This window comes from Beijerinckia sp. 28-YEA-48 (assembly GCF_900104955.1).
Taxonomy (GTDB): Bacteria; Pseudomonadota; Alphaproteobacteria; order Rhizobiales; family Beijerinckiaceae; genus Terripilifer.
Map to the genome: position 1 here is coordinate 1,001,275 of NZ_FNSI01000001.1, position 22,321 is coordinate 1,023,595.

Below are 22,321 nucleotides of genomic sequence, written 5' to 3' on the forward strand. Positions count from 1 at the left end.
ACGATAGTATTATTACGTCCGTAAATTCATTGCGAAGCCCTCAGGGGTTGAATAGGCTGGTATCCTGCTTCCTTGAGGATATGCCATTGCTCGCAAGATCAGCGCGCATCGCGATAGGAGCTCTTGCTTTACCCCTGGCGGGGTGTAGCGGCGTGCTTGATCCGCAGGGACCAGTCGGGGCCGCCGAAAAGCTGATCCTGTTCAATGCGCTCGCAATCATGCTGGTCATTGTCGTGCCGACAATCGTAGCGACGCTGGCCTTCGCCTGGTGGTTTCGCGCTTCCAATACCCGAGCCCAATACCGTCCTTACTGGGCCTTCTCCGGGACGTTGGAATTGATCGTCTGGGCGATCCCGGCCTTGGTCGTCATCTTTCTTGGCGGCATCGCCTGGTTCGGATCTCAAGCTCTCGATCCGTATCGTCCGCTGCCGAGCAAGGATAAGCCTGTCGAGATCGAAGTGGTGTCGCTCGATTGGAAATGGCTCTTCATCTATCCAGACGATGGCATTGCCACCGTCAATCAGCTGGTCATTCCTGTCGGCAGGCCGGTTCATTTCCGCCTGACGTCTTCGGGTGTGATGAACAGTTTCTTCGTGCCGCAGCTCGGCAGCCAGATCTACACGATGGCGGGCATGACGTCGCAGCTCCACCTGCAGGCCGATCGTGCCGGAACCTTCGAAGGTCTCTCGGCTCAGTTCAGCGGCGAGGGCTTTTCCGGCATGCGGTTCGAGACGCGTGCCATGGCGCCCGCTGATTACGCGGCTTGGATCTCCAGCACGAAGGCGACGGGGCCGCATCTCGATCAAGCCGCCTATGCCGATCTGGTGAAGCCCAGCAAGAACGTTGCGCCCAGCATATTCAGCTCTGTCGAGCCGGGCTTGTTCGACAAGATCGTCTCTGGGACCGCGTCCAGTGGATCCTCGTCAGCTGCTGGGAGCGGCATGGAGCATGGTGCCTCCCGACGGATGGAAAGGAAGCCGTAATGCTCGGCAAGCTGAGTTGGTCGTCCGTTCCGCTCGATCAGCCGATCCCGTTGATCGCTTCCCTCGCGGTGGTCGTTGGCATTGTCGCCGTGCTCGGATGGATCACCGTCAAAGGCTATTGGCCCTATCTGTGGCACGAGTGGATCACCTCGGTCGATCACAAACGGATCGGCGTCATGTACTGCCTGCTGGCGCTGATCATGCTGCTGCGCGGGTTCATCGACGCGCTGATGATGCGCTCGCAGCAGGCCATGGCCTATGCTTCGCAAGGCTATCTGCCGGCCGATCACTTTAATCAGATCTTTTCGGCCCATGGGACGATCATGATCTTTCTGGTGGCGATGCCATTCGTCATTGGGCTGATGAACTTCGCCGTTCCCTTGCAGCTCGGCGTTCGCGACGTGGCGTTTCCCACCTTCAATTCGGTGAGCTTCTGGTTGACCGCGTCGGCGGCGCTGCTCGTCAACATGTCGCTTTTGATCGGCGAATTCGCGCAGACCGGCTGGCTGGTTTATCCGCCGCTGTCGGAGCTGCAATTCTCGCCAGGTGTCGGGGTCGACTATTATCTGTGGGCCATCCAAATATCAGGCGTCGGAACGCTTCTGACCGGGATCAATTTCGTCACCACGATTCTGAAGGTGCGTGCGCCAGGCATGACACTGACGCATATGCCGATCTTTTGCTGGACGGCGCTCGCCGCCAGCCTACTCATCGTTGCCGCATTCCCGATTTTGACGGCGACGCTCGGCATGCTGCTGCTGGATCGCTATCTCGGCTTCCACTTCTTCACGGTGGAAGCGGGTGGCAATCCGATGATGTATATCAATCTCATCTGGGCCTGGGGACATCCGGAAGTCTACATTCTGATCCTGCCCGCCTTCGGCGTCTTTTCCGAAGTGGTCTCGACTTTCTCCGGCAAGCCCTTGTTCGGCTACCGCTCGATGATCGCGGCGACGATGGCGATCTGCGTGCTCTCCTTCATGGTGTGGCTGCATCACTTTTTCACCATGGGGGCAGGGGCCGATGTCAACGGCTTCTTTGGTGTCGCGACGATGATCATCGCCGTGCCCACCGGCGTGAAGATTTTCAATTGGCTGTTCACGATGTGGGGCGGCCGGATTCGCTTCTACACGCCGCTGCTGTGGACGATTGCCTTCATGGTGACGTTCACGATCGGGGGCATGACCGGCGTGCTGATGGCGATCCCGCCCGCCGATTTTGTCCTGCACAATTCGCTGTTTCTCGTCGCGCATTTCCACAATGTGCTGATCGGTGGACTGCTGTTTGGCTGTTTCGCCGGCTACAGCTATTGGTTTCCGAAGGCGTTCGGTTTCAAGCTCGATGAACGATGGGGGAAGGCGGCCTTCTGGTTCTGGGTCGTTGGCTTCTACGTAGCTTTCATGCCGCTTTATGTTCTCGGTCTCCAAGGCATGACGCGACGCATGCAGAGTTATGATGTTGCGGGTTGGCAGCCATGGCTGCTTGTGGCCGCCGGCGGCGCCGGGCTCATTCTGTGTGGGATTCTCTGTCAGATCGGCCAGCTCGTTTACTCGATCAAGCATCGCGCCGCCTTGCGCGACACCACCGGCGATCCTTGGGACGGGCGAACCCTGGAATGGATCACGGCTTCGCCGCCGCCGGCCTATAATTTCGCGGTGCTGCCCAATGTGTTTGGGGAAGAGGCCTATTGGGGGATCAAGCAGATCGCGCTTGCGCAGCATCAGCTGACCGATCTGCCTGATTACGCGGATATCGAATTGCCGCGCAACAGTCCGACGGGCTTTGTGGCGTCATTCTTCGCTGTCGTGACGGGCTTCGCTTTTATCTGGCACATCTGGTGGATGGTTCTGGCAGGTCTTTTCGGAGCTTTTGCCGTCTTTGTCGTCTTCGCCTGGCGCGACCGTTCCGAATATGAACTGCCGGCCGCGGAGGTGGCTCGGATCGATCATGAGCGGCGTCAGGCGCGCATTGCTTTGGTCGAAGGCCGTGAACCGGGCATTACCGCCATCGCGCCTGCGCGCGAGATCGACCACGATCCCAATCAACTGGGCCTGTGGCCGGGGGCCAACGAGGAGTTCAAGGGGCCGGCCTCCAAGCGGATCATCAGTGCCTATGGCTTCTGGATCTTTCTGCTCTCCGATTTCGTCATGTTCTCGGGATTCTATGCGGCCTATGCCGTCCTGTCGCACGCGACCGCTGGAGGGCCTGGCCCCCAGGATCTGTTTGATCTGAACACGGTGGCGCTCGAAACAGCCTTCCTCTTGCTGTCGAGTTTTGCCTGCGGCATGGCGACGATCGCCAGCAACGTCCGCAATATGCTTTGGACACAGATCTTCTATCTGATCACCGGCTTGCTGGGCGCCGGCTTCCTCTATCTCGAACTGCGCGAATTCGCCCATATGCTGGCGGCAGGCCACGGGCCCAGCAGCAGTGCGTTCCTGTCGTCGTTCTTCGCGCTCGTCGGGCTGCACGGCGCCCATGTGACGGTGGGCTTGTTGTGGCTGGGGACGATGATGGCGCAGTTCTGGGCCAAGGGTTTTAGGCCCGACATCATGCGGCGCGGGCTGAGCTTTGCTTTGTTCTGGCACGCGCTCGATATCATCTGGGTTGGCATTTTCACCAATGTCTATCTTCTGGGAACAAGCCCATGAGCAACCATCATCACAACCACACCGATTGGCACACGGATACCGCGCCTGGCGATCAGGAAGGCGACCATCACGATATCGCGGGCGCCGTCCGCAATTATCTGATCGGCTTCGTCTTGGCGGCTGCCCTGACGGCCGGTTCATTCTGGGTCGCGAGCGGAACGAGCTTTATTTACACGCCTGGCGTGCCGATGGCGCTGGCGGCGCTCGCCATCGGCCAGATGGGCGTGCATCTGGCGTTCTTCCTGCACATCACGACCGGCCCCGACAACACCAACAATGTCATCGCGCTCGCCTTCGGCGTTCTCATTGTCGGCATCGTCATCGCTGGATCCCTGTGGATCATGTATCACCTCAACGCCAACATGATGGTGCCGGGCAATCTCATGGATATGCGCATGCAGCCGGGGCTGTAAGCTCAGTGAAATACGACTAAGACGGGTTGAAGCGAGGAGCCAGGCAAAATCGCATTTCTTTCGAAACGGGATTTGCCCTAGCAACCGCGGCAAATGTCCTGGATCTTTTTGAGGGTCTGGTTGCCACCATTGATCAGCTTCTGATAGGAGCGCTCTTCTTCGTCGCGGCTGGCGCTGTGGGGTTCGGGCTGCTGCATGACTGGCAGGGCATTGACGGTGAAGATGCGAACGCCGGCCTTTTGCGCATCGGTTTCGAAATTCTTGAACGGCTGAGAAACCCTCCAGCCATCGGCTTCCTGGGTCGTATTGAAGGCGACCAAAAAGAACGTTGTCGGTGGCACGCCGTCTATGGCGCTGGGGCTGGTGTCGTGGGAGACAAGCCGGCCATTGAAAGCTGGCAGGCTCTCGGTCAGCTTGGTGGTTAGGGCAGGGACGAGGGTTGCGTCTGTCGTCGACGTCATCTCGACCGCAGCATAGGTGCTGATGGCGATATCGGAACGGTTCGCGCGCCGTTCACCGGGAACGTGCAGGCCATGTGGACCATGGACGCCATGGATCCCGCTGTGGAACCCGCCGCCTCCGCCAAAGCCACCGCCCATATGGCCGCCTCCCCGAGCACTCGCCAGCGCTGGCCAGAGGGCGAGGGGGATGAGGAGAAAAAGCGAAACAGGTCTCAACACGATCATTCTCCCGGCTGCCCGCGGCCCGAAGCCGGAGGAGCTATCACGGGATTGGAGCAACACTACGAACGGTCCTCGAAAGATTGGGGGAGAACTCACAGCGAGCGGAGGGCACCATCTTCGTTTGCGCTTGGATGGCACCGCCCGCTGACTGGCCGCAAATGCTTCCTCCGGCTGAACAATCCGAGGTGGTTTAGACGGGAACGATCATTGCGCTGGTAGCATGGCTCGTCTTCTCTTTGCGCCTTTGCGGGAGCCAGCGAACAGGAGCAGAATATTGTCATTGATGTCGTGATGGGACGCAACAATTGCGTTAGCGCGTTTGAATTATCAGCTGGCGATTGTTCCGCTGGGTCGCGTGAAACGGTCGCCGCTTATTCGGGAGGTCGCGATGCCAAACGGGTCTGTCCGCTGGCTGCTTATTCTTCCTTACATCGGACTGTTGTGGGTGCCTTTCTATAACAGGCACGATCCGGTGTTGTTCGGCTTTCCATTTTTCTATTGGTACCAACTGGCCTGGGTTCCGCTCTCGGCGCTCCTGACGTGGATCGTCTATAGGAGCATGCCCCATGACGACTGAAGTCGACACCACCGCACTTGCGGTCTTCACCTTCTTCTTCGTGCTGGTCACGGTGATGGGATTCATCGCGGCGCGCTGGCGCCGGCCCGCGACGCTGGCGCGGATCGATGAATGGGGATTGGGCGGGCGCTCCTTCGGCACATGGATCACCTGGTTTCTCATCGGCGGTGATTTCTATACCGCCTATACGGTGATCGCTGTTCCCGCGCTGGTCTATGCTGTCGGCGCTTACGGCTTCTTTGCCTTGCCATATACGATCATCGTTTATCCCTTCGTCTTCCTCGTCATGCCGGTTTTGTGGAAACGAGCGCGCGATCTGAACTACATCACTGCCGCCGATGTGGTGCATGGGCAATATGGCTCGCGGGCGCTTGAACTGGCGGTGGCGGCCACCGGCGTCATCGCCACCATGCCCTATATCGCCTTGCAGCTCGTCGGTATGACGGCGGCGTTGAGGGCGCTGGGCCTGCATGGCGAAATCCCGCTGGCGATCGCCTTCATCGTGCTGGCGCTTTACACCTATTCGGCGGGCTTGCGCGCCCCGGCACTGATCGCCTTCGTCAAGGACATCATGATCTATATCGTGGTGATCGCAGCGGTGGCGTTGATCCCCTCGCGGCTCGGCGGCTATGCGCATGTGTTCGAAGCTGCCGATGCGGCCTTCAAGGCTAAGGGGTCGGGAAGCCTGTTGCTCGAGGGCAATCAATATGTCGCCTATGCGACCCTGGCGCTTGGTTCGGCGCTGGCCGCCTTTATGTATCCGCACACGCTGACCGGTATTTTCGCGTCGAAGAGCGGCAATACCATTCGCAAGAACGCGGTCCTGCTGCCAGTCTATACGCTGCTGCTCGGTCTGCTCGCGCTGCTCGGCTATATGGGCCATGCCGCCAGCTTGAAACTGTCGAGCCCCAACGACGTGGTGCCGCAACTGTTCAAGACTCTGTTCCCGAGCTGGTTTGCGGGTTTCGCTTTCGCTGCCATTGCCATCGGCGCCTTGGTGCCGGCGGCGGTCATGAGCATCGGCGCGGCCAATCTGTTCACGCGCAATTTCTGGAAGGCTTATATCAACCCGGCGGTCAGCGAGGCGGGGGAGGCCAATGTGGCGAAGATGACGTCGCTGGTCATCAAGGCTGGGGCGCTGCTCGTCATTCTGTTCCTGCCGACGCAGTTCGCACTCGACTTGCAGCTGCTTGGCGGCGTGTGGATCCTGCAGACATTGCCGGCGGTGGTGTTCGGCCTCTACACCAATTGGTTCCGCGCGCCGGCTCTGTTCGCGGGATGGTTTGTCGGTTTCTTCGGCGGCACATATCTCGCCTGGGACGCCGGCTTGAAACCGCTGCATGCGGTCAGCCTGGGCGGTACGCCAGTGACCATCTATATCGGCCTGTTGGCGCTGGCCGCTAATATCATCGTCGCCTGCGTGCTGAACGCAATTCTGCCGGCGCGGGAGACGGCCAGGGCGTAAGCGCCTTAGCCGCTTATTCCGCTGGCTCGCAAATCGCAGCGTCGACCGGCGCGTTGGAGCCATCGCCCGCGAGCGTGCGTTGGCCGAGCAGCACGGTCGTGAGGGCGATGAGGCTGGCTGCGACCGAAACCCAGAAGCCATTGTAGGCGCCGAATGTGTCGACCACCCAACCGGTGACAAAAGCGCCGAGCGCCATGCCGATGCCGATCCCCGTCATCACCCAGGTGATGCCTTCGGTCAGTAGGGCGGGGGGCACACGCCGTTCGATCAGGCCGAAAGAGGTGATGAAGGTCGGCGAGACCGCGACGCCACTGACGAAAAGCGCCAGCGCCAGCACGGGCACCGTGTTAGCGAGGAGCAGCGGCAGCGTCGTCACGACGATGACGGATACGGCGATGGCCAACTGTTTTTGCAACGGCATGCGCAAGTTCAGCGCGCCGACAATGATGCCGACGAGGAAGGACCCAACCGCATAGACGCCGATGGCGAGACTCGCCGCGCCAGGCTGACCCAATTGCTTGGTGATCGCGACTGTCGTTACCTCCGCCGTGGCGAAGATCGCGCCGATGAAGATCAGGGCGAAGGTGATGATCTGCACCGGCCGCAACAGGATGGCCGATTGCCGCCCGCCAAGCTGGATCGGCCGCACCTTGGGTTCTGTTGATCGCTGCAAAATGAAAGCGGTGGAGCCGATGGCCAAGCATAAAGTCGAGACGAGCACGCCTGCTTCAGGAAAGAGCGAGACGCTCAGGCCGACCGACAACGACGCACCGGCGATATAGACGAGTTCGTCGGCCACCGATTCAAACGCGAAAGCGGTGTTGAGTTGCGGGCGGCCGCGGAAAATCTCGGTCCAGCGGGCGCGCACCATGGCAGGCATGCTGGGCATGGTGGCCGCGAACAGGGCGGCCACGAACAAGGTCCAAGTGGGCCAGCGCAGGTGCGTGGCCACCATTAAAGCGGTGAAGGCGAGGACGGAGATGACGGTCGCGGGCACGAGCAGCCGCGTCTGGCCGTAACGATCGACCAGGCGGGAGATTTGCGGGGCGATCAGCGCATTGGTCAGCGCGAAGGTGGCCGCGACAGCGCCGGCCAGCCAGTATTCGCCATGGGTCTGCGACAGCATGGCGACGATGCCGATGGCCTCCATGGCGATCGGCAGGCGGGCGATGAAGCCGGCGGCGGCGAAACCTTTGGCGCCCGGGGTGCGGAAAATCTCTGCATAGGGATTGGGCATTGCCCGGGCTCCTCGACCCTTGAAAACTTACATACATTGCGTATGTTGATCAAATAAGAAGATACGTCGCGTATGTCAACCGTTCGCGACAGCCCTGTGACCGGAGTTTTTGATGGCGCACAAACCGCGCAAGGAGATGATCGCCGAGACCCGCGCCAAGCTGATCGCTGCGGCCCGCAAGGCGTTCGCCGAAAAAGGCTATGCTGAAGCCTCGATGGATGATTTCACCGCCGAGGCCGGCCTGACCCGTGGCGCGCTCTATCACCATTTCGGCGACAAGAAAGGCCTGCTGGCGGCTGTGGTGACGCAGATCGACGGGGAAATGGTGGAGCGGCTCAACGCCATATCCGCCAAGGCGCCCTCGCGCTGGCAAGGGTTTTTGGACGAGAATATTGGCTATCTCGAAATGGCGCTGGAGCCGGAAATCCAACGGATTGTCCTGCGCGATGGCCCAGCGGTGTTGGGCGATCCATCGCTGTGGCCAGAAACGGAAGGCTGTGTTGCCACGATCACGGCCACTGTCGCGCGCCTGAAAGCGGAGGGGGTGATCGCCGACGTCGATGCGGAAGCGGTGGCGCGGCTGATCGTCGGCGCCTCGGCCTATGCGGCGAGTTGGATCGCCAATTCGGGCGATCCGAAAGCGACCTCGGAAAAGGCCATTCCGGCATTCAAGGCGCTGATGGAAGGGGTGCTGTTGCGGGATTGATCTGGCTTAGTTGTGTGACGGTGTCACGTCGTTCCCAGGATCATAGCTGACCCCCGGCTCGAAGCTGATGCCTGGATCGCGCGTGGGTGGGAAAACTGATTTGGCCTCATCTTTCGGTGGTCGGAAGGCCCAGTATAAGGCGCCTCCAACGACGACTAAGCCAACCAGCAGACCAAGAACGACCGAAAGCCAACTGGACATAGGTGTGTTCCTTTGTCTGCGCTCATCTGGCGACAGCAACACCGTACACGAAGCTGATCATTTCAACGATTATGTCGATGTTGCAGGGCTAGGCATAATATCATGCATTGGTGCTTCAGGCAGGCTCACATCGCAAAGTTGTTTGCATCGAGCCGTTAGCAGCCTTTGAAATCTTGCCGCGCGCGCACCTTTGAAGTGGCGGGTGACGAAGCGGAGGCGCAAATTCTTGCAAAGATTTCGATTGACGCTGAGGGGATCGCTGGTGCTCATTCTCATGTATCGCGCAGGGGGGATCGAATTGCGCCGCAGGTGTTTCCGGCGGTGAAACCTCGCATACGCTCTGCATAACGTCTGCGTTGCGGAAGATGGATATTGCATATGAAACGCGTGCTGATCCGTTGCGGTTGGTTGGTTACGCTCGATCCTAAAATAGGTGACTTCCGCTCCGGCGAATTACTGTTTTCCGGCAATCGTATTGAAGCCGTTGGCCGCAATCTCGGTGCGACGGCGGACGAAATCATCGATGCCTCCGACAAGATTGTGATGCCGGGTCTCGTCAATGCCCACATGCACACCTGGGAGACGGCGCTGCGCGGCATCGGCGCCGAATGGATGACGCCTGATTATCTGCGCACCATCCATCTCAATCTCGCCACCCGCTACACGCCCGAAGACAACTATCTTGGCAATCTCGTCGGTGCACTCGGCCAGATCGATGCCGGCGTGACGACGCTGGTCGACTGGTGCCACAACATCACCAGCCTCGACATGGCCGAGCGCGCGGTGGACGGCCTGATCGACAGTGGTATCCGCGCGGTGTTTGCGCATGGCACGGCGAAGCCGCCAACCAAGGAAGGCGGGGTGCCCTTTACACACATTCCGCATCCGCGCGAGCGCATCGAAGCGCTGCGCAAAGGCCGGCTTACGAGCGACGACAATCTCGTCACGCTGGCGATGGCGATCCTCGGACCAGACTGGGGCGCGTGGGAGGTCGTCGAGCATGATATCGCGATGGCGCGCGAATTTGGTCTCGTTTCTTCCTCGCACACGCGGCGGCGCGAGGATTGCGTGGTGCCCGATGGCTATCATCGCATGGCCAAGGCCGGCCTGCTCGGACCCGACCACAATCTCGTTCACGGCACCAGCTACGACGCGCGCGACATCCAGGTCGTGGTGGACAATGGCGCCTCGCTGACCTCGACCGTGCTGGTCGAACTGCATCACCACATCGGCGATCCTCAGGTGGCGGCGTTCCGCGAGGCGGGAGGCGTGCCTTCGCTGGGTATCGACGTCGAGCCGTTTACTTCCGGCCACATGTTCCGCGAAATGCAGGCAGGCCTGCTGTTCACGCGCGGTCGCGAGATTCGCAACAATGCCCTGCGCGGCAACTCGCCGTTCAAGCAAATGCCGGTGCGCTCGCGCGAGGCACTTGAATGGGCGACCATCGGCGGGGCGAAAGCCTTCCGCATGGACGACAAGATCGGCACGCTGTCGCCAGGTAAAAAGGCTGACATCGTGATGCTGCGCGCCAATGACATCAACATGGTCCCGATCTACGATCCGATTTATTCGATCGTCGAGATCGCCGGGGCGGGCAATGTCGACACCGTCATCATCGATGGCATCGTGCGCAAGCAGGATGGCAAGCTCACCTTCCCAGCCGATGTGCTGGCGCAACGGGTCGAACAGCTCGCGGAATCCGGTGCGCGGATCATGCGCGAAGGCGGCTATCAAATAGCCGGTGCACTGCAATAGGAGGCGATGATGACGCAACTTACGCGCCGTGCTGTTGTTGGCGGGCTATCCGCTCTGGGGGCTGCGCCTGCGCTGGCGCAAAGCGGTCGGCCGATCGCCATGCTGCATGGTTTCACGGCGGGTGCGAATGTCGACTTGGTCGCGCGCCTCATTGCTGATCAGTTGAGCCGGAAACTCAATCAGTCGATCGTGGTCGAACCGCGCCCTGGCGCCGGTGGCACCATATCGGCGGCAGCGGTGGCGCGCGCCGCGCCCGATGGCGCGACACTGACGGTGCTGCCCGGCGGCCATGCGGTGTCGGCGGCGATCTACAAGCAATTGCCCTACAACACCGCCGAGGATTTCAGCTTCATCAGCATGCTCACGGACTTTCCGTTCATTCTGGTGACCCATCCCAATCATCCGGCGAAGACCGTCGCCGACGTGATCCGTATGGCGCAAGCCGATCCCGGCAAGCTGATCTGCGCCACCGCCGGCAACGGCACGGGCATGCATCTCGCCCTCGAGTTGTTCATCTCGATGGCCAACGCGAAGATCCAGCACGTGCCCTATCGCGGCTCGCCGCAAGCCATCACCGATCTGATGGGGGAGCGCTTCGATTTCCAGATGGATACGCCGACGGCGCTGCTGCCTTTCATCAATGATGGAAAATTGCGCGCCATCGGCGTGACCGGGCCACGGCGTTTCTTCGCTTTGCCGAATACGCCCGCTATCGCGGAAACCGCCGTGCCGGGCTATTCGGTCACGTCCTGGCTCGGCCTTGCCGGGCCCCCAGGATTACCGGCGCCGTTCGTCGCCAAGATGAATGCCGACATCAAAGCGATCCTAGGGGATCCGGCGGTGGTCGAGCGGTTGCAGAGCTTCGGCAGCGAGCCCATGGCGACGACGCCGGAGGGATTCAAAGCCCGAGTCGCCGACGACGTGGCCAAATGGACCAAGGTCGTCGCCGAGGCCAATATTCAGCGGATCTAGCAAACACGGCCGTGCGCCCTGGAATTGTTGCGCCTGTCAGAGGCGCTGAAATGCCGCTGGAGCGCGAAATCCAGGGCATTGCCCTGTGCGACGGCCGGCGTGCCGCTTGGAGAGGGATTGCCGCGAAAACGAGGCTATTCAATCGTGTGACGGCGTTACCCCATTTCGACGCTGATCCGTGGGGCGGAGGGCCTTGGCAGGCTCGCTGATTATTCGTCCGTCCCATTCCGAGCGTATTGTACAGTTCAAATGACACTATATCTGGACGCGGACGGCCATTTTCTCTATTGGCAGGGCGGACCGAAGATCGAATCCGCGCCGGACGCGGGATCAGGAAAAAATCAGATGAGCCAGTCGTCAGCAGCCATGGCCGGTCAGGCTAGGTCGAATTCTTTCTTTTCCGCCAGCCTCGCCGAGGCCGACCCGGAGATCGCCCGCGCGGTTGACCTGGAATTGGGTCGCCAGCGCGATGAGATTGAGCTGATCGCTTCGGAAAACATCGTCTCCCGTGCCGTTCTCGAGGCGCAGGGCTCGGTGATGACCAATAAATATGCCGAGGGCTATCCGGGCCGGCGCTATTACGGTGGCTGCCAGTTCGTCGATATCGCCGAATCCCTCGCTATCGAGCGGGTGACGCGGTTGTTCGGCTGCCGTTTCGCCAATGTGCAGGCCAATTCGGGCTCGCAGGCCAACCAGGCCGTCTTCCTGGCGCTGTTGCAGCCCGGCGACGTGTTTTTGGGCCTCGATCTCGCCGCTGGTGGCCATCTCACCCACGGTTCGCCCGTCAATATGTCGGGCCGCTGGTTCAAGCCGGTGTCCTATGGCGTCGATCGCGACAGCCATCGGATCGACATGGACGAAGTGGCCAAGATCGCCCGCGCCAACAAGCCGAAGCTGATCATCGCTGGCGGCTCGGCCTATGCCCGTCATTGGGATTTCGCCAAGTTCCGCGAGATCGCCGATGAAGTCGGCGCGGTCTTCATGGTCGACATGGCGCATTTCGCCGGTCTCGTCGCTGGCGGCGCGCATCCCTCGCCATTCCCACACGCTCATGTGGTGACGTCGACGACGCACAAGACCTTGCGTGGACCGCGCGGCGGCTTGATCCTCACCAATGAGGAAGACATCGCCAAGAAGATCAATTCGGCCATTTTCCCCGGCCTGCAAGGCGGCCCGCTGATGCATGTCATCGCCGCCAAGGCCGTGTCCTTTGGTGAAGCGCTGCGGCCGGATTTCGCGCTCTACGCGCAGCAGGTCGTTGTCAATGCCAAGGCCCTGGGCGATGCGATCAAGAGCGGTGGCTATGATCTTGTCACCGGCGGCACCGACAACCATCTGCTGCTGGTCGACCTGCGCTCGCGCAAACTGACCGGTAAGGCGGTTGAGGCGGCGCTGGGCCGTGCCCATATCACCTGCAACAAGAACGGCGTGCCCTTCGATCCGGAGAAGCCGTTCGTGACGTCGGGTGTGCGGCTTGGCTCGCCGGCGGCGACGTCGCGCGGTTTCGGTGCGCAAGAGTTCCGCCAGGTTGGCGATCTCATCGTCGAGACATTGAATGGCCTTCTCGCCCACGGCGAAGCCGGCAATGGCGCGGTCGAGGCGAGCGTCAAGACGCGCGTCAGCGAATTGACGAAGCGGTTCCCGATCTACGGCTGAGGTCGGTGCAAAGGAGACAGGATGCGCTGTCCGTATTGCGGCACGCTCGATACGCAGGTGAAGGATTCTCGGCCGACGGATGATTCCGCGGCCATCCGTCGCCGTCGTGTCTGTCCCGATTGCAACGGCCGTTTCACCACCTTCGAGCGCGTGCAATTGCGCGAGCTCACCGTGCTCAAGAAGTCCGGCCGGCGTGTCCCGTTTGATCGTGACAAGCTGGCCCGGTCCTTCGAGACGGCGCTGCGTAAGCGCTCGGTGGCGCCTGAGCGTGTTGAGCGCATGGTCAACGGCATCGTGCGCCAGCTCGAAAGCTCCGGCGAATCCGAGATCGACAGCGGCAAGATCGGCGAATTGGTGATGGAGGGGCTCAAATCCCTCGACAGCGTCGCCTACGTGCGCTTCGCCTCGGTCTATCGCAATTTCCGCGAGGCGCGCGACTTCGGCACGCTCATCGACGAATTGAACGAGGAAGGGCCCGACGGCACGATCAAGTCCGTGGCGGGCGGTGAGTGAACATGCGGACGGCCCCTGAGCCGGGCGGCGTGATGGCTGACCAGGACGAACGCTTGATGGCCGCCACGATCGCGCTGGGCCGGCGCCAACTGGGCCTCACCGCGCCTAATCCAGCGGTGGGTGCGCTGGTGGTGCGCGATGGCGTCATCGTTGGTCGCGGCGCCACGCGCAAGGGCGGGCGGCCCCATGCGGAGACCGAGGCCATTGCCCAGGCGGGCGCACTGGCGCGCGGCGCCACGCTTTATGTCAGCCTCGAACCGTGCAGCCATTTCGGCGTTACGCCGCCGTGCGCGCAGGCGATCATCACGGCTGGCATCGCCCGCGTCGTCTCGGCGCTGGAGGATCCCGATCCACGTGTTGCCGGGCGAGGCCATCGCATGATGCGCGAGGCCGGCGTCGAGGTGGTTGTCGGTGTCGGCGCGGCTGCGGCGCGGCGCGCTCATCTCGGCCATATTCTGCGCGTCACCCAAGGCCGTCCGCAGGTGACGCTGAAACTGGCGGAAACCGCCGATGGTTTCGCTGCCGGTGGTCCGCACGACCGGCGCCTGCACATCACCGGCATCGCCGCCAACAATCATGTGCAAATGCTGCGCGCCACCCATGACGCGATCATGGTCGGCATTGGCACGGTGCTGGCGGATGATCCGCTGCTCACCGTGCGCCTGCCGGGGCTCGACGAGCGCCAGCCGTTGCGGGTGATCCTCGATTCCGCTCTGCAACTGCCGCTGCGCTCGCGTCTGGTGACGACGGCGCGGGAGGTGCCCGTGCTGGTGCTCTGTGCCGCCGATGCGGACGGTGGGGCAGAGGCCGCGTTGACGCAGGCTGGCGTCAACGTCGTGCGCGTCGCGCGTGGTGGCGATGGCCATCTTGATCTGGAGGCGGCGCTGCGGGTTTTGGCTGGCCGGGGTTTGACGCGGGTGTTTAGCGAGGGCGGCCCGCAGGTGGCTAGCCGGCTGATCGGCCTTGGTCTGGCCGACGAATGTGTCCTGCTCACCGCGCCCAAGCCCTTCACCCGCGAGGGCGTTCCCTCGCTTAGTGCCGAAGCCCGGGCGCAACTTGAGGATTCTCAGCTTTATCGGCTCGTCGAAGACGGCTTTTCCGGGGTCGATCGGCTGCGCCGCTACGAGCGCGTTCCGTAATATATCGTATTACCGCAAGGCGGCTTCTGGCCGCGCTTGCGCCGGTTGCCGCCGGTCTTTAAGGAACTGTCTCCCGAAGTTCGTGATAGGCTGTGTCGGCGTTACGGCTGGCACTGACTTCATTGGACTTGTCTGATTTCAAGAGTTTACCATGGCAGAACCCCGCCGCTCCACCTCGCAGCCACTGCCGCGCGCCGATGGAGCCCGTTTCCTCATCGTTGAAGCGCGTTATTACGACGCGATCGGCGATATGCTGCTCAACGGCGCCAAGGCGGCGCTGGAGCAGGCTGGGGCGACATGGGACATTGTCGGCGTTCCCGGTTCGCTGGAAATTCCCGCCGCCGTGCGCATGGCCACGGCCGGTGGTACCTATGCCGGCGCGCTGGCGCTTGGCTGCGTCATCCGTGGCGAAACCTACCATTTTGAGATTGTCGCTAATGAAAGCTCGCGTGCGTTGATGGATCTGTCGGTGTCGCAACAATTGCCGATCGGCAATGCTATTCTCACCGTTGAGAACGAGGAGCAGGCGGTTGTGCGTGCCGATCCCAAACAGGGCGACAAGGGCGGGGATGCAGCGCGTGCGGCGCTGTCGCTTTACCAGCTCAAACGCAGCGTGGTCCGGTCATGAGCGCGCGTCGTCAACGGGCCGCCGCGCGGCTTGCCGCCGTCCAGGCGCTCTATCAGATGGAAGTGGCCGGCAAGGGGCTGAATGAAATCCTGGCCGAGTTCGAAACCTTCTGGATCGGTGGCGAGATCGAAGGCGATCAGTATGAGGAAGCCGACGTCGCTCTGTTCCGCGACATCGTGCAGGGCGTGCTGACGGACCAGCTCGAGATCGACCAGGCCGCCGACAAGGTTTTACAGGAAGGCTGGCCGCTGCGTCGTATCGAGGCCGTGCTGCGCGCCGTGTTGCGCGGCGGCGTCTATGAATTGAAGCGTCGTCCCGATGTGCCGGCGCGTGTTATCATCACCGAATATGTCGATGTCGCCGCGGCCTTCCTGGCCGCTAACGAAGTCGGTATGACCAATGCGGTGCTCGACAAGCTGGCGCGGGAGTTGCGTGCCGATGAGTTTCTGACGCGCGCTTGACCGCGTGGAGGAGGGGAGATTGGCTGCCGATTTTTCGGAAGACGATCTGATCGCGACTTTGTTGGCGCCGCTTGCCGGCCGCGCTGGCTTGGGGCTGCGCGATGACGCGGCGTTGATCGATATTCCCGAAGGCATGCAGGTTGTCGCCACCAAGGATGCTTTGGTGGCGGGCGTGCATTTCTTCGCCGACGATGCGCCCGATGACATCGCGCGCAAGGCGCTGCGGGTAAATATTTCCGATCTCGCCGCCAAAGCGTCTGACCCGCTCGGCTTTCTGCTGTCGATCGCCTTGACCGAGAACATTGATCGCAAGTGGATGACGGCTTTCGTGCAAGGGCTGCGCGAGGATGGGGCACTGTATCATTGCCCCCTCATCGGTGGCGACACGGTGCGCACGACAGGCCCCTTGGTCATCTCGGTGACGGCGCTGGGCACTGTGCCGCGCGGCCGCATGGCTTTGCGCACGGGCGCCAAGGCCGGCGACATCATTTATGTGAGCGGCACAATCGGCGATTCAGCGCTTGGTTTGCGCCTGCGGCTGAAGAGCGAGCGCGATGCCGGATGGTGTAGCCGATTGAGCGTTGCCGTGCAGGCGCATTTGCTGCGGCGCTATCTTCTGCCGTCGCCACGTCTGGCGCTCGCGCATGTGGTGCGCGCCTATGCTCACGGTGCCATGGACGTCAGCGATGGTCTCGCGGGCGATCTGGCGAAAATGTTGCGTGTGTCGAACGTCGGCGGCGATGTGCGCCTCGCCGACATACCGCTGTCGGACGCGGCGCGCGCGGCGGTGGCGCTCGATAGCAGCTTGATCGACGGCGCCGTGACGGGCGGCGACGATTACGAAATTCTCTGCACCGTGCCGCCGCAGAATGCCGCGGCCTTCGAGAGTGCTGCGAAGGGCACAGGCGTGCCGGTGACAGCGATAGGCGAGGTCACAGCCGATGCCGGTGGTCTGCCGCGTTTCATCGATGGAGCGGGCGTGGCACGGACGTTTGAGAAGGGCTCGTATAGCCACTTCTGAACGACTGCGTCACAGCGGCAACGCGTTGGTCTCTTTCAGCGTTGCCAGCACGATCGCGGTTTTCACATGCTGCACGGAGTCGTGTGGCAGCAGCACGTCGTTGACGAATTGCGATAGCGCCTTCAGGTCCCGCGTCACCACCTTGAGGATGTAGTCCATCTCGCCGGTAAGCGCGTGCGCCTCCTGCACTTCGGGCAGGCGCGACACCAGTTCGGCGAAGCGGCGGGCGTTGTCGCGGTTGTGGGTAGCTAGCGTCACGGTGATCATGTTGACGAGCCCGAAGCCGAGCCGGTCGCGATTGAGCACGGCGCGGTAGCTGTCGACGAAACCGTCCTCTTCCAGCCTTTGCCGACGGCGCGAGCATTGCGAGGCCGAGAGGTTCACCCGTTCCGCCAGATCGTTGTTGGTCAGCCGCGCGTCGGCCTGCAGGCTTGCCAGGATCTTGCGGTCGAATTCGTCAACGTGCTCGATATTGCTCATAAAAATGGCCTTATATGCAAGAAATACGCGTAAATTTCTCATTACGAGCGTCAGAATGCAAGCTCAATGCGCGCTTCTGCGCTTAAACTTGCATCCAGATTCGAAGCTCACGAGCCGGACAGTAGGAGAGGATTATGGGACCGTTTCCGCACGATGCGCCGCCTGCCACCATCAGCGCTGAGAACCCGGCTGGTACAGATGGGTTTGAATTCGTTGAATTCGCCCATCCGGAACCGGAGAAACTGGAAGCCCTGTTCGCCCGCATGGGCTATGTGGCCGTGGCCAAGCACAAGACCAAAAACATCGCGATATGGCGCCAGGGTGACATCAATTACGTGATCAATGCGGAGCCGGGCTCCCATGCGATGACCTTCGCCGGTGAGCACGGGCCGTGCGCCTCGGCCATGGCCTGGCGCGTGGTCGATGCCAAACATGCCTTCGATTACGCAGTGGGCAAGGGCGCGACGCCTTATGAGGGCAATGATAAGATGCTCGATGCGCCGGCTATCGTCGGTATCGGCGGATCGCTGCTCTATTTCATCGACAGATATGGCGCCAAGGGCTTGGCCTATGAGGCGGAGTTCGATTGGCTCGGCGCGCGTGATCCGCGCCCGGCTGGCGTCGGCTTCTATTATCTCGACCATCTCACCCACAATGTCGTTCGCGGCAATATGGACACGTGGTGGGATTTCTATCGCGAGAAATTTGGCTTCAAGCAGATCCATTATTTCGACATCGACGGGCGCATCACCGGCCTGGTTTCGCGCGCGATCACCTCGCCCTGCGGCAAGATTCGTATTCCGCTGAACGAGTCGAAGGACGAGAGCAGCCAGATCGTCGAATATCTGAAGAAGTATAAGGGCGAGGGCATTCAGCACATCGCGGTCGGCACCGACGGCATCTATGACGCGACCGACAAGCTCGCCGCAAACGGCCTGAAATTCATGCCGGGGCCGCCGGATACCTATTACGAAAAATCACACGCACGCGTGCATGGCCATGACGAACCGATCGATCGCATGAAGACGCACGGCATTCTCATCGACGGCGAGGGCGTGATCGATGGCGGGATGACCAAGATCCTGCTGCAGATCTTTTCCAGGACGGTGATTGGGCCGATCTTCTTCGAATTCATTCAGCGCAAGGGCGATGAAGGTTTCGGCGAAGGCAATTTCCGCGCGCTGTTCGAGTCGATCGAGGAAGATCAGATCCGGCGTGGCGTGCTGAAGGGCGACAAGGCGGCGTAAGCCGCCGTTCAGCGCGGCGGACGATCTGTCTCGCCGCGCGCAAGGTCGTGATGCCGGATCACTTCCTTGATGATGAAGGCCAGGAATTTTTCGGCAAAATCAGGATCGAGATGGGCATCTTGCGCCAGCTTGCGCAGTTTCTCGATCTGTCCTTTTTCACGCATCGGATCGGCCGACGGCAATTGAAGGCGCGCCTTCAATTCGCCGACCCGCTGCGTGCATTTGAACCGCTCGGCAAGAATATGAACCAGCGCTGCATCGAGATTATCGATGCTGTTGCGAAGGGTCTGCAGTTCGGCGGGCGTTGTCATTGTGTCTTTCATCTAAAACAACCGCATCACGTCTGCCGCCGCCGCCTTCGGATCATCGGCGCCGATAATGGCCGAGACGATGGCGAGGCCGTTGGCGCCAGCCTTCAGCACGTCGGCCGAATTGCTGGCCTTGAGGCCCCCGATGGCCATCACTGGCTTTTGTGTCAGCGCCCGTAAAGCCGTAAAGCCTTCAACCCCGAGCGGCGTCGCCGCATCGGCCTTGGTCGTCTGCGCATAGAGCGGGCCGATGCCGAGATAATCGGCCTGGCGCGCGTCCTCGCGTTCGATCTGCGTACGGTTGGTGATCGACAGGCCGATGATCTTTTGCACGCCGATGAGCTGGCGCACCTGCGCCACGGGCATATCGGTCTGGCCGACGTGCACACCTTCCGCATCGACGGCAAGCGCGATATCGACGCGATCGTTGATGATCAACGGAACGTCGAGCGGCTGCAGCAGCGCTTTCAGCGCGCGCGCTTCTTCGAGAAACTGCCGTGTAGTGGCATCCTTCTCGCGCAATTGCACCATGGTGACGCCGCCTGAGACCGCCGCGCCGACGACATCGACGAGGTTGCGGCCGTGCGACAGGCTACGGTCAGTGACGAGGCACAGCCGCCAGATTTTCGGATCGAAACTCATAACTGTACTTTCAAGCGTGTGGCGATGTCGGCGGGCGTGATGGCATCGAGCGCATCGATGAAGGCGACGCGGAAGCTGCCGGGATGTTTGGTGGTTTCGGCGGCGATGTCGCCGGCGACGCCATAAACGGCGAGCGCGGCGATAGCCGCATCGAATGGCGGCGCGATGGCGAGGAAAGCGCCCATGACGCTCGATAGAGAACAGCCCAGTGCAGTGACGCGGGTCATCAATGGCGAGCCGTTGGCGAGGCGCACGATCTGCTGGCCATCGGTGACGACATCGACTTCGCCGGTGGCGACGACGACGCAGCCGGCGCGTTGGGCCAGTTCAACGCAGAGCAGCTCGGCTTCGCTCGTCGTATTGGCGCTGTCGACGCCGCGCGGCGCGGCGCTGGCTGTCGTCAAGCCGGCGAGGCGGGCGATGGCCATGATCTCCGAGGCATTGCCGCGCAGGATGGCTGGGTGGTTTTCCATCAGTTCCAGGGCGACATCGTTACGATAGTCGGTTGCGCCAACGCCGACCGGATCGAACAGCCAGGGCCGGCCGAGCTGGCGGGCCGCCGTGGTCGCCACTTGCGCGGAGCGGGCGGTCTCGGCCGACAATGTGCCGATGTTGATGACGAGCGCGCCGGCCAGCGCCACGAATTGCGGTGACTCCTCAGGCGCATGGACCATGGCTGGCGAAGCGCCGACCGCCAGCAAGGCATTGGCGGCGATGTCCATGGAGACGTAATTGGTGATGTTTTGGACCAGGGGCCGAGCGGCCCGCATCTGGTCGAGCAGGGCGCCGCAACGCGTGGCGACGGTCCGGGCATCAATATCCAAAGAATTTTCCTCCTGAGAATCTTCACACAAGCCTTGGGTGTGGTTCATATCATTGCCGTGCATGATCTGTAAAACTATTTAAAATCAGTGTGGTAGCTAGGGATGAGCTTGGCAATCCGCTGCTCAAGGTCCTAATGTGCCCGCTGCTTTTGTAAAGAGACCGGGGCGGACACAATGACAACAACAACGGCTGCCGTGCCCGATATCGATGATCGTACAGCCAAGAGCGCCATTCTGCGGCTGGCCATCGCCCAGGCTCTGGCCGGTGCCAATTCCACTGTGGTCATGACCACGGGGGGTATCGTCGGCTCGATGCTGGCGCCGCGCGCCGATCTGGCGACGCTGCCCGTCACGACCTTCGTCATTGGCACGGCGCTGTCCACGCTTCCGGCGGGCTGGATCGCTCGCAACTATGGGCGACGCGCGTCGTTCATCGCCGGGGCCGTGTGTGGTGTGCTGATCGGTCTGATCGCCGCCTTCGCCATTTATATCGGGTCATTCGCGCTGTTCTGCTTCGGCACCTTTATCGGCGGTGCTTATCAGGCGGTGGCGCAATCCTTCCGTTTCGCGGCGACCGATGCGGCGAGCCCGGCGCTGCGCCCGAAGGCGCTCTCCTGGGTGATGATCGGTGGGATTTTCTCCGGCGTGCTGGGGCCGCAGCTGGTCAACACGACCATGGATTGGGCCATGCCCTATCTGTTCCTGGCGAGTTTTCTGGCGCAGTCGGTGGTCGCTCTGCTGTGCATGGCCGTTCTCAGCACGATCGATATCCCGCGACCGGTGATGACGACACTGGCGGTCGGCCGTCCTCTCAAGGAGATTGCGCTGCAGCCGCGTTTCATCACGGCCGCTGCTTGCGGCATGGTTTCCTATGCGCTGATGAATCTGGTGATGACATCGGCGCCGTTGGCGATGAAAATGTGCGGGCTGCCGTTGTCGGATGCCAACTGGGGCATCCAATGGCATGTGCTTGCCATGTATGCGCCAAGCTTTTTTACCGGCAGCCTGATCGCGCGCTATGGCGCGCCGCGGGTCGTCACTGTCGGTCTCGCCTTCACTGTGCTGGCCGCCATTTCCGGCCTGACTGGCATCACCGCCTGGCATTTCTGGATTGGCTTGATCCTGCTCGGCATCGGTTGGAACTTCGGTTTTGTCGGCGCTTCCGCCATGGTGATCGAAACCCATCGGCCGGAAGAGCGCAACAAAGTGCAGTCGTTCAACGACTTTCTGGTCTTCGGCTTCATGGCCATCGCCTCGTTCTCCTCCGGCCAGATGTTAGCCAATTCAGGCTGGGCGCTGGTCAATTGGGTTGTGTTCCCGCCCATCGCTCTAGCACTGCTGCTGTTGATCGCCACCGGCGCGTTCAAGCGCCGGGAGCGGGTGGCCTGATCGCTATTGGTCGCCTTTGGCGCCGGTCAGTTTGATCCGCCGTTCCGTGCGCGTCATGTCGGCGGCGATGACCTCGCTGAACGCCTGAGGCGTTGAGAAGATCGGTGACGTCCTTGGCTATTTTTTCCCGCCGAAGATTGGATCGTCAATCGGGATGGCCGCACATCGTGTCGATGATTGCATCGTAGGATAGGGCGATTCCTCCGGCCGCCCCGGCATTCATCGAAACCGTCAGGTCCCATATCGCGGCGTTGTAAGTCGTCTTCCGCTCGGCAGGCCGGGGAGGTGGCTTAGGTTCCGCTGCCGCGCTTGTGTTGCCGTCGCGGTTCGCCGTGGTCTTGGTTTGCTGTGGGTCGATTGCTTGTATAGT

The 22,321-nt window shown here is 61.5% G+C and carries 21 protein-coding genes and 1 pseudogene; 16 read left to right on the forward strand and 6 right to left on the reverse strand.

The features are described 5' to 3' along the window. The first annotated feature begins 86 nt into the window (after window positions 1–86). The 3 genes and pseudogenes from cyoA to cyoD all read left to right on the forward strand — a co-directional run bounded on the left by cyoA (window position 87) and on the right by cyoD (window position 4,047). On the forward strand, window positions 87–983 hold the full coding sequence (gene cyoA / locus BLW50_RS04755; RefSeq protein WP_210186035.1) for a ubiquinol oxidase subunit II: 897 nt from the start codon (window positions 87–89) through the stop codon (window positions 981–983). Then, window positions 983–2,929, forward strand: a pseudogene (gene cyoB / locus BLW50_RS04760) (cytochrome o ubiquinol oxidase subunit I); the annotation flags it as partial. The gene cyoA and the pseudogene cyoB, both read left to right, overlap by 1 nt. A gap of 701 nt (window positions 2,930–3,630) precedes the next feature. Further along, the gene (cyoD, locus tag BLW50_RS04765; protein ID WP_090698222.1) at window positions 3,631–4,047 is read left to right on the forward strand and encodes a cytochrome o ubiquinol oxidase subunit IV; all 417 of its coding nucleotides are present in this window, start codon (window positions 3,631–3,633) and stop codon (window positions 4,045–4,047) included. A gap of 77 nt (window positions 4,048–4,124) precedes the next feature. Here cyoD and BLW50_RS04770 read toward each other — a convergent pair whose 3' ends face one another. Continuing rightward, complete coding sequence (locus BLW50_RS04770) at window positions 4,125–4,727, reverse strand: hypothetical protein (RefSeq protein ID WP_139267469.1); 603 nt, start codon at window positions 4,725–4,727, stop codon at window positions 4,125–4,127. A gap of 391 nt (window positions 4,728–5,118) precedes the next feature. On the opposite strand from BLW50_RS04770, the gene BLW50_RS04775 reads away from it, so the two are divergent. Both BLW50_RS04775 and BLW50_RS04780 read left to right on the forward strand, forming a co-directional pair. Next, window positions 5,119–5,307, forward strand: a complete 189-nt coding sequence (locus BLW50_RS04775; protein WP_090708710.1) for a DUF3311 domain-containing protein — start codon at window positions 5,119–5,121, stop codon at window positions 5,305–5,307. Next, window positions 5,297–6,772, forward strand: a complete 1,476-nt coding sequence (locus BLW50_RS04780; RefSeq protein ID WP_090698228.1) for a monocarboxylate uptake permease MctP — start codon at window positions 5,297–5,299, stop codon at window positions 6,770–6,772. Before BLW50_RS04775 ends, BLW50_RS04780 begins: the two co-directional genes overlap by 11 nt. A gap of 13 nt (window positions 6,773–6,785) precedes the next feature. Here BLW50_RS04780 and BLW50_RS04785 read toward each other — a convergent pair whose 3' ends face one another. Next, entirely contained in the window at window positions 6,786–8,009 is a 1,224-nt protein-coding gene (locus BLW50_RS04785; protein ID WP_090698232.1) for an MFS transporter, read from the reverse strand. A 112-nt stretch (window positions 8,010–8,121) separates the two neighbouring features. Here BLW50_RS04785 and BLW50_RS04790 point away from each other — a divergent pair, with 112 nt between their 5' ends. The 9 genes from BLW50_RS04790 (at window position 8,122) to thiL (ending at window position 17,061) form a co-directional block, all read left to right on the forward strand. Beyond that, window positions 8,122–8,715, forward strand: coding sequence for a TetR/AcrR family transcriptional regulator (locus BLW50_RS04790; protein ID WP_090698234.1), 594 nt, complete (start codon window positions 8,122–8,124; stop codon window positions 8,713–8,715). Between the two features lie 579 nt (window positions 8,716–9,294). Further along, window positions 9,295–10,671, forward strand: coding sequence for an amidohydrolase family protein (locus BLW50_RS04795; protein WP_090698237.1), 1,377 nt, complete (start codon window positions 9,295–9,297; stop codon window positions 10,669–10,671). A gap of 9 nt (window positions 10,672–10,680) precedes the next feature. Continuing rightward, window positions 10,681–11,643 carry a tripartite tricarboxylate transporter substrate-binding protein gene (locus tag BLW50_RS04800; protein ID WP_170849987.1) on the forward strand — a complete coding sequence of 321 codons (963 nt, stop codon included), beginning with the start codon at window positions 10,681–10,683 and terminating at the stop codon, window positions 11,641–11,643. Between the two features lie 366 nt (window positions 11,644–12,009). Continuing rightward, window positions 12,010–13,299: a serine hydroxymethyltransferase gene (gene glyA, locus BLW50_RS04805; RefSeq protein ID WP_090708713.1), complete on the forward strand. Its 1,290-nt coding sequence runs from the start codon at window positions 12,010–12,012 to the stop codon at window positions 13,297–13,299. A 21-nt stretch (window positions 13,300–13,320) separates the two neighbouring features. Continuing rightward, window positions 13,321–13,812 (forward strand): transcriptional regulator NrdR, encoded by a 492-nt coding sequence (gene nrdR, locus BLW50_RS04810; protein WP_090698246.1) that lies wholly within the window; start codon window positions 13,321–13,323, stop codon window positions 13,810–13,812. Between the two features lie 2 nt (window positions 13,813–13,814). Then, window positions 13,815–14,951 carry a bifunctional diaminohydroxyphosphoribosylaminopyrimidine deaminase/5-amino-6-(5-phosphoribosylamino)uracil reductase RibD gene (gene ribD, locus BLW50_RS04815; protein WP_244544138.1) on the forward strand — a complete coding sequence of 379 codons (1,137 nt, stop codon included), beginning with the start codon at window positions 13,815–13,817 and terminating at the stop codon, window positions 14,949–14,951. 151 nt (window positions 14,952–15,102) lie between these two features. Beyond that, window positions 15,103–15,579 carry a 6,7-dimethyl-8-ribityllumazine synthase gene (ribH, locus tag BLW50_RS04820; protein WP_090698248.1) on the forward strand — a complete coding sequence of 159 codons (477 nt, stop codon included), beginning with the start codon at window positions 15,103–15,105 and terminating at the stop codon, window positions 15,577–15,579. Next, window positions 15,576–16,040, forward strand: a complete 465-nt coding sequence (gene nusB, locus BLW50_RS04825) for a transcription antitermination factor NusB (RefSeq protein WP_090698251.1) — start codon at window positions 15,576–15,578, stop codon at window positions 16,038–16,040. Before ribH ends, nusB begins: the two co-directional genes overlap by 4 nt. A gap of 19 nt (window positions 16,041–16,059) precedes the next feature. Then, a complete protein-coding gene (gene thiL / locus BLW50_RS04830; RefSeq protein WP_090698255.1) occupies window positions 16,060–17,061 on the forward strand; it encodes a thiamine-phosphate kinase in 1,002 nt (333 codons plus the stop codon). A 9-nt stretch (window positions 17,062–17,070) separates the two neighbouring features. Here the strand turns inward: thiL and BLW50_RS04835 are convergent, their stop codons facing one another. Then, window positions 17,071–17,541 carry an Lrp/AsnC family transcriptional regulator gene (locus tag BLW50_RS04835; protein ID WP_090698260.1) on the reverse strand — a complete coding sequence of 157 codons (471 nt, stop codon included), beginning with the start codon at window positions 17,539–17,541 and terminating at the stop codon, window positions 17,071–17,073. Between the two features lie 134 nt (window positions 17,542–17,675). Between BLW50_RS04835 and hppD the strand changes: the two genes are divergently transcribed. Next, window positions 17,676–18,788: a 4-hydroxyphenylpyruvate dioxygenase gene (gene hppD, locus BLW50_RS04840; RefSeq protein WP_090698262.1), complete on the forward strand. Its 1,113-nt coding sequence runs from the start codon at window positions 17,676–17,678 to the stop codon at window positions 18,786–18,788. An 8-nt stretch (window positions 18,789–18,796) separates the two neighbouring features. On the opposite strand, the gene BLW50_RS04845 is transcribed toward hppD, so the two are convergent. From BLW50_RS04845 to thiM, 3 genes are read right to left on the reverse strand one after another with little or no spacing between them, the layout of a single operon-like run. Beyond that, window positions 18,797–19,099 (reverse strand): chorismate mutase, encoded by a 303-nt coding sequence (locus tag BLW50_RS04845; protein WP_210186036.1) that lies wholly within the window; start codon window positions 19,097–19,099, stop codon window positions 18,797–18,799. Between the two features lie 12 nt (window positions 19,100–19,111). Beyond that, complete coding sequence (gene thiE / locus BLW50_RS04850; RefSeq protein WP_090698268.1) at window positions 19,112–19,738, reverse strand: thiamine phosphate synthase; 627 nt, start codon at window positions 19,736–19,738, stop codon at window positions 19,112–19,114. Then, window positions 19,735–20,562: a hydroxyethylthiazole kinase gene (gene thiM / locus BLW50_RS04855; protein ID WP_280141450.1), complete on the reverse strand. Its 828-nt coding sequence runs from the start codon at window positions 20,560–20,562 to the stop codon at window positions 19,735–19,737. Before thiM ends, thiE begins: the two co-directional genes overlap by 4 nt. Window positions 20,563–20,736: 174 nt before the next feature. Between thiM and BLW50_RS04860 the strand changes: the two genes are divergently transcribed. Beyond that, window positions 20,737–21,951, forward strand: coding sequence for an MFS transporter (locus BLW50_RS04860; protein WP_090698271.1), 1,215 nt, complete (start codon window positions 20,737–20,739; stop codon window positions 21,949–21,951). Window positions 21,952–22,321 lie beyond the last annotated feature (370 nt).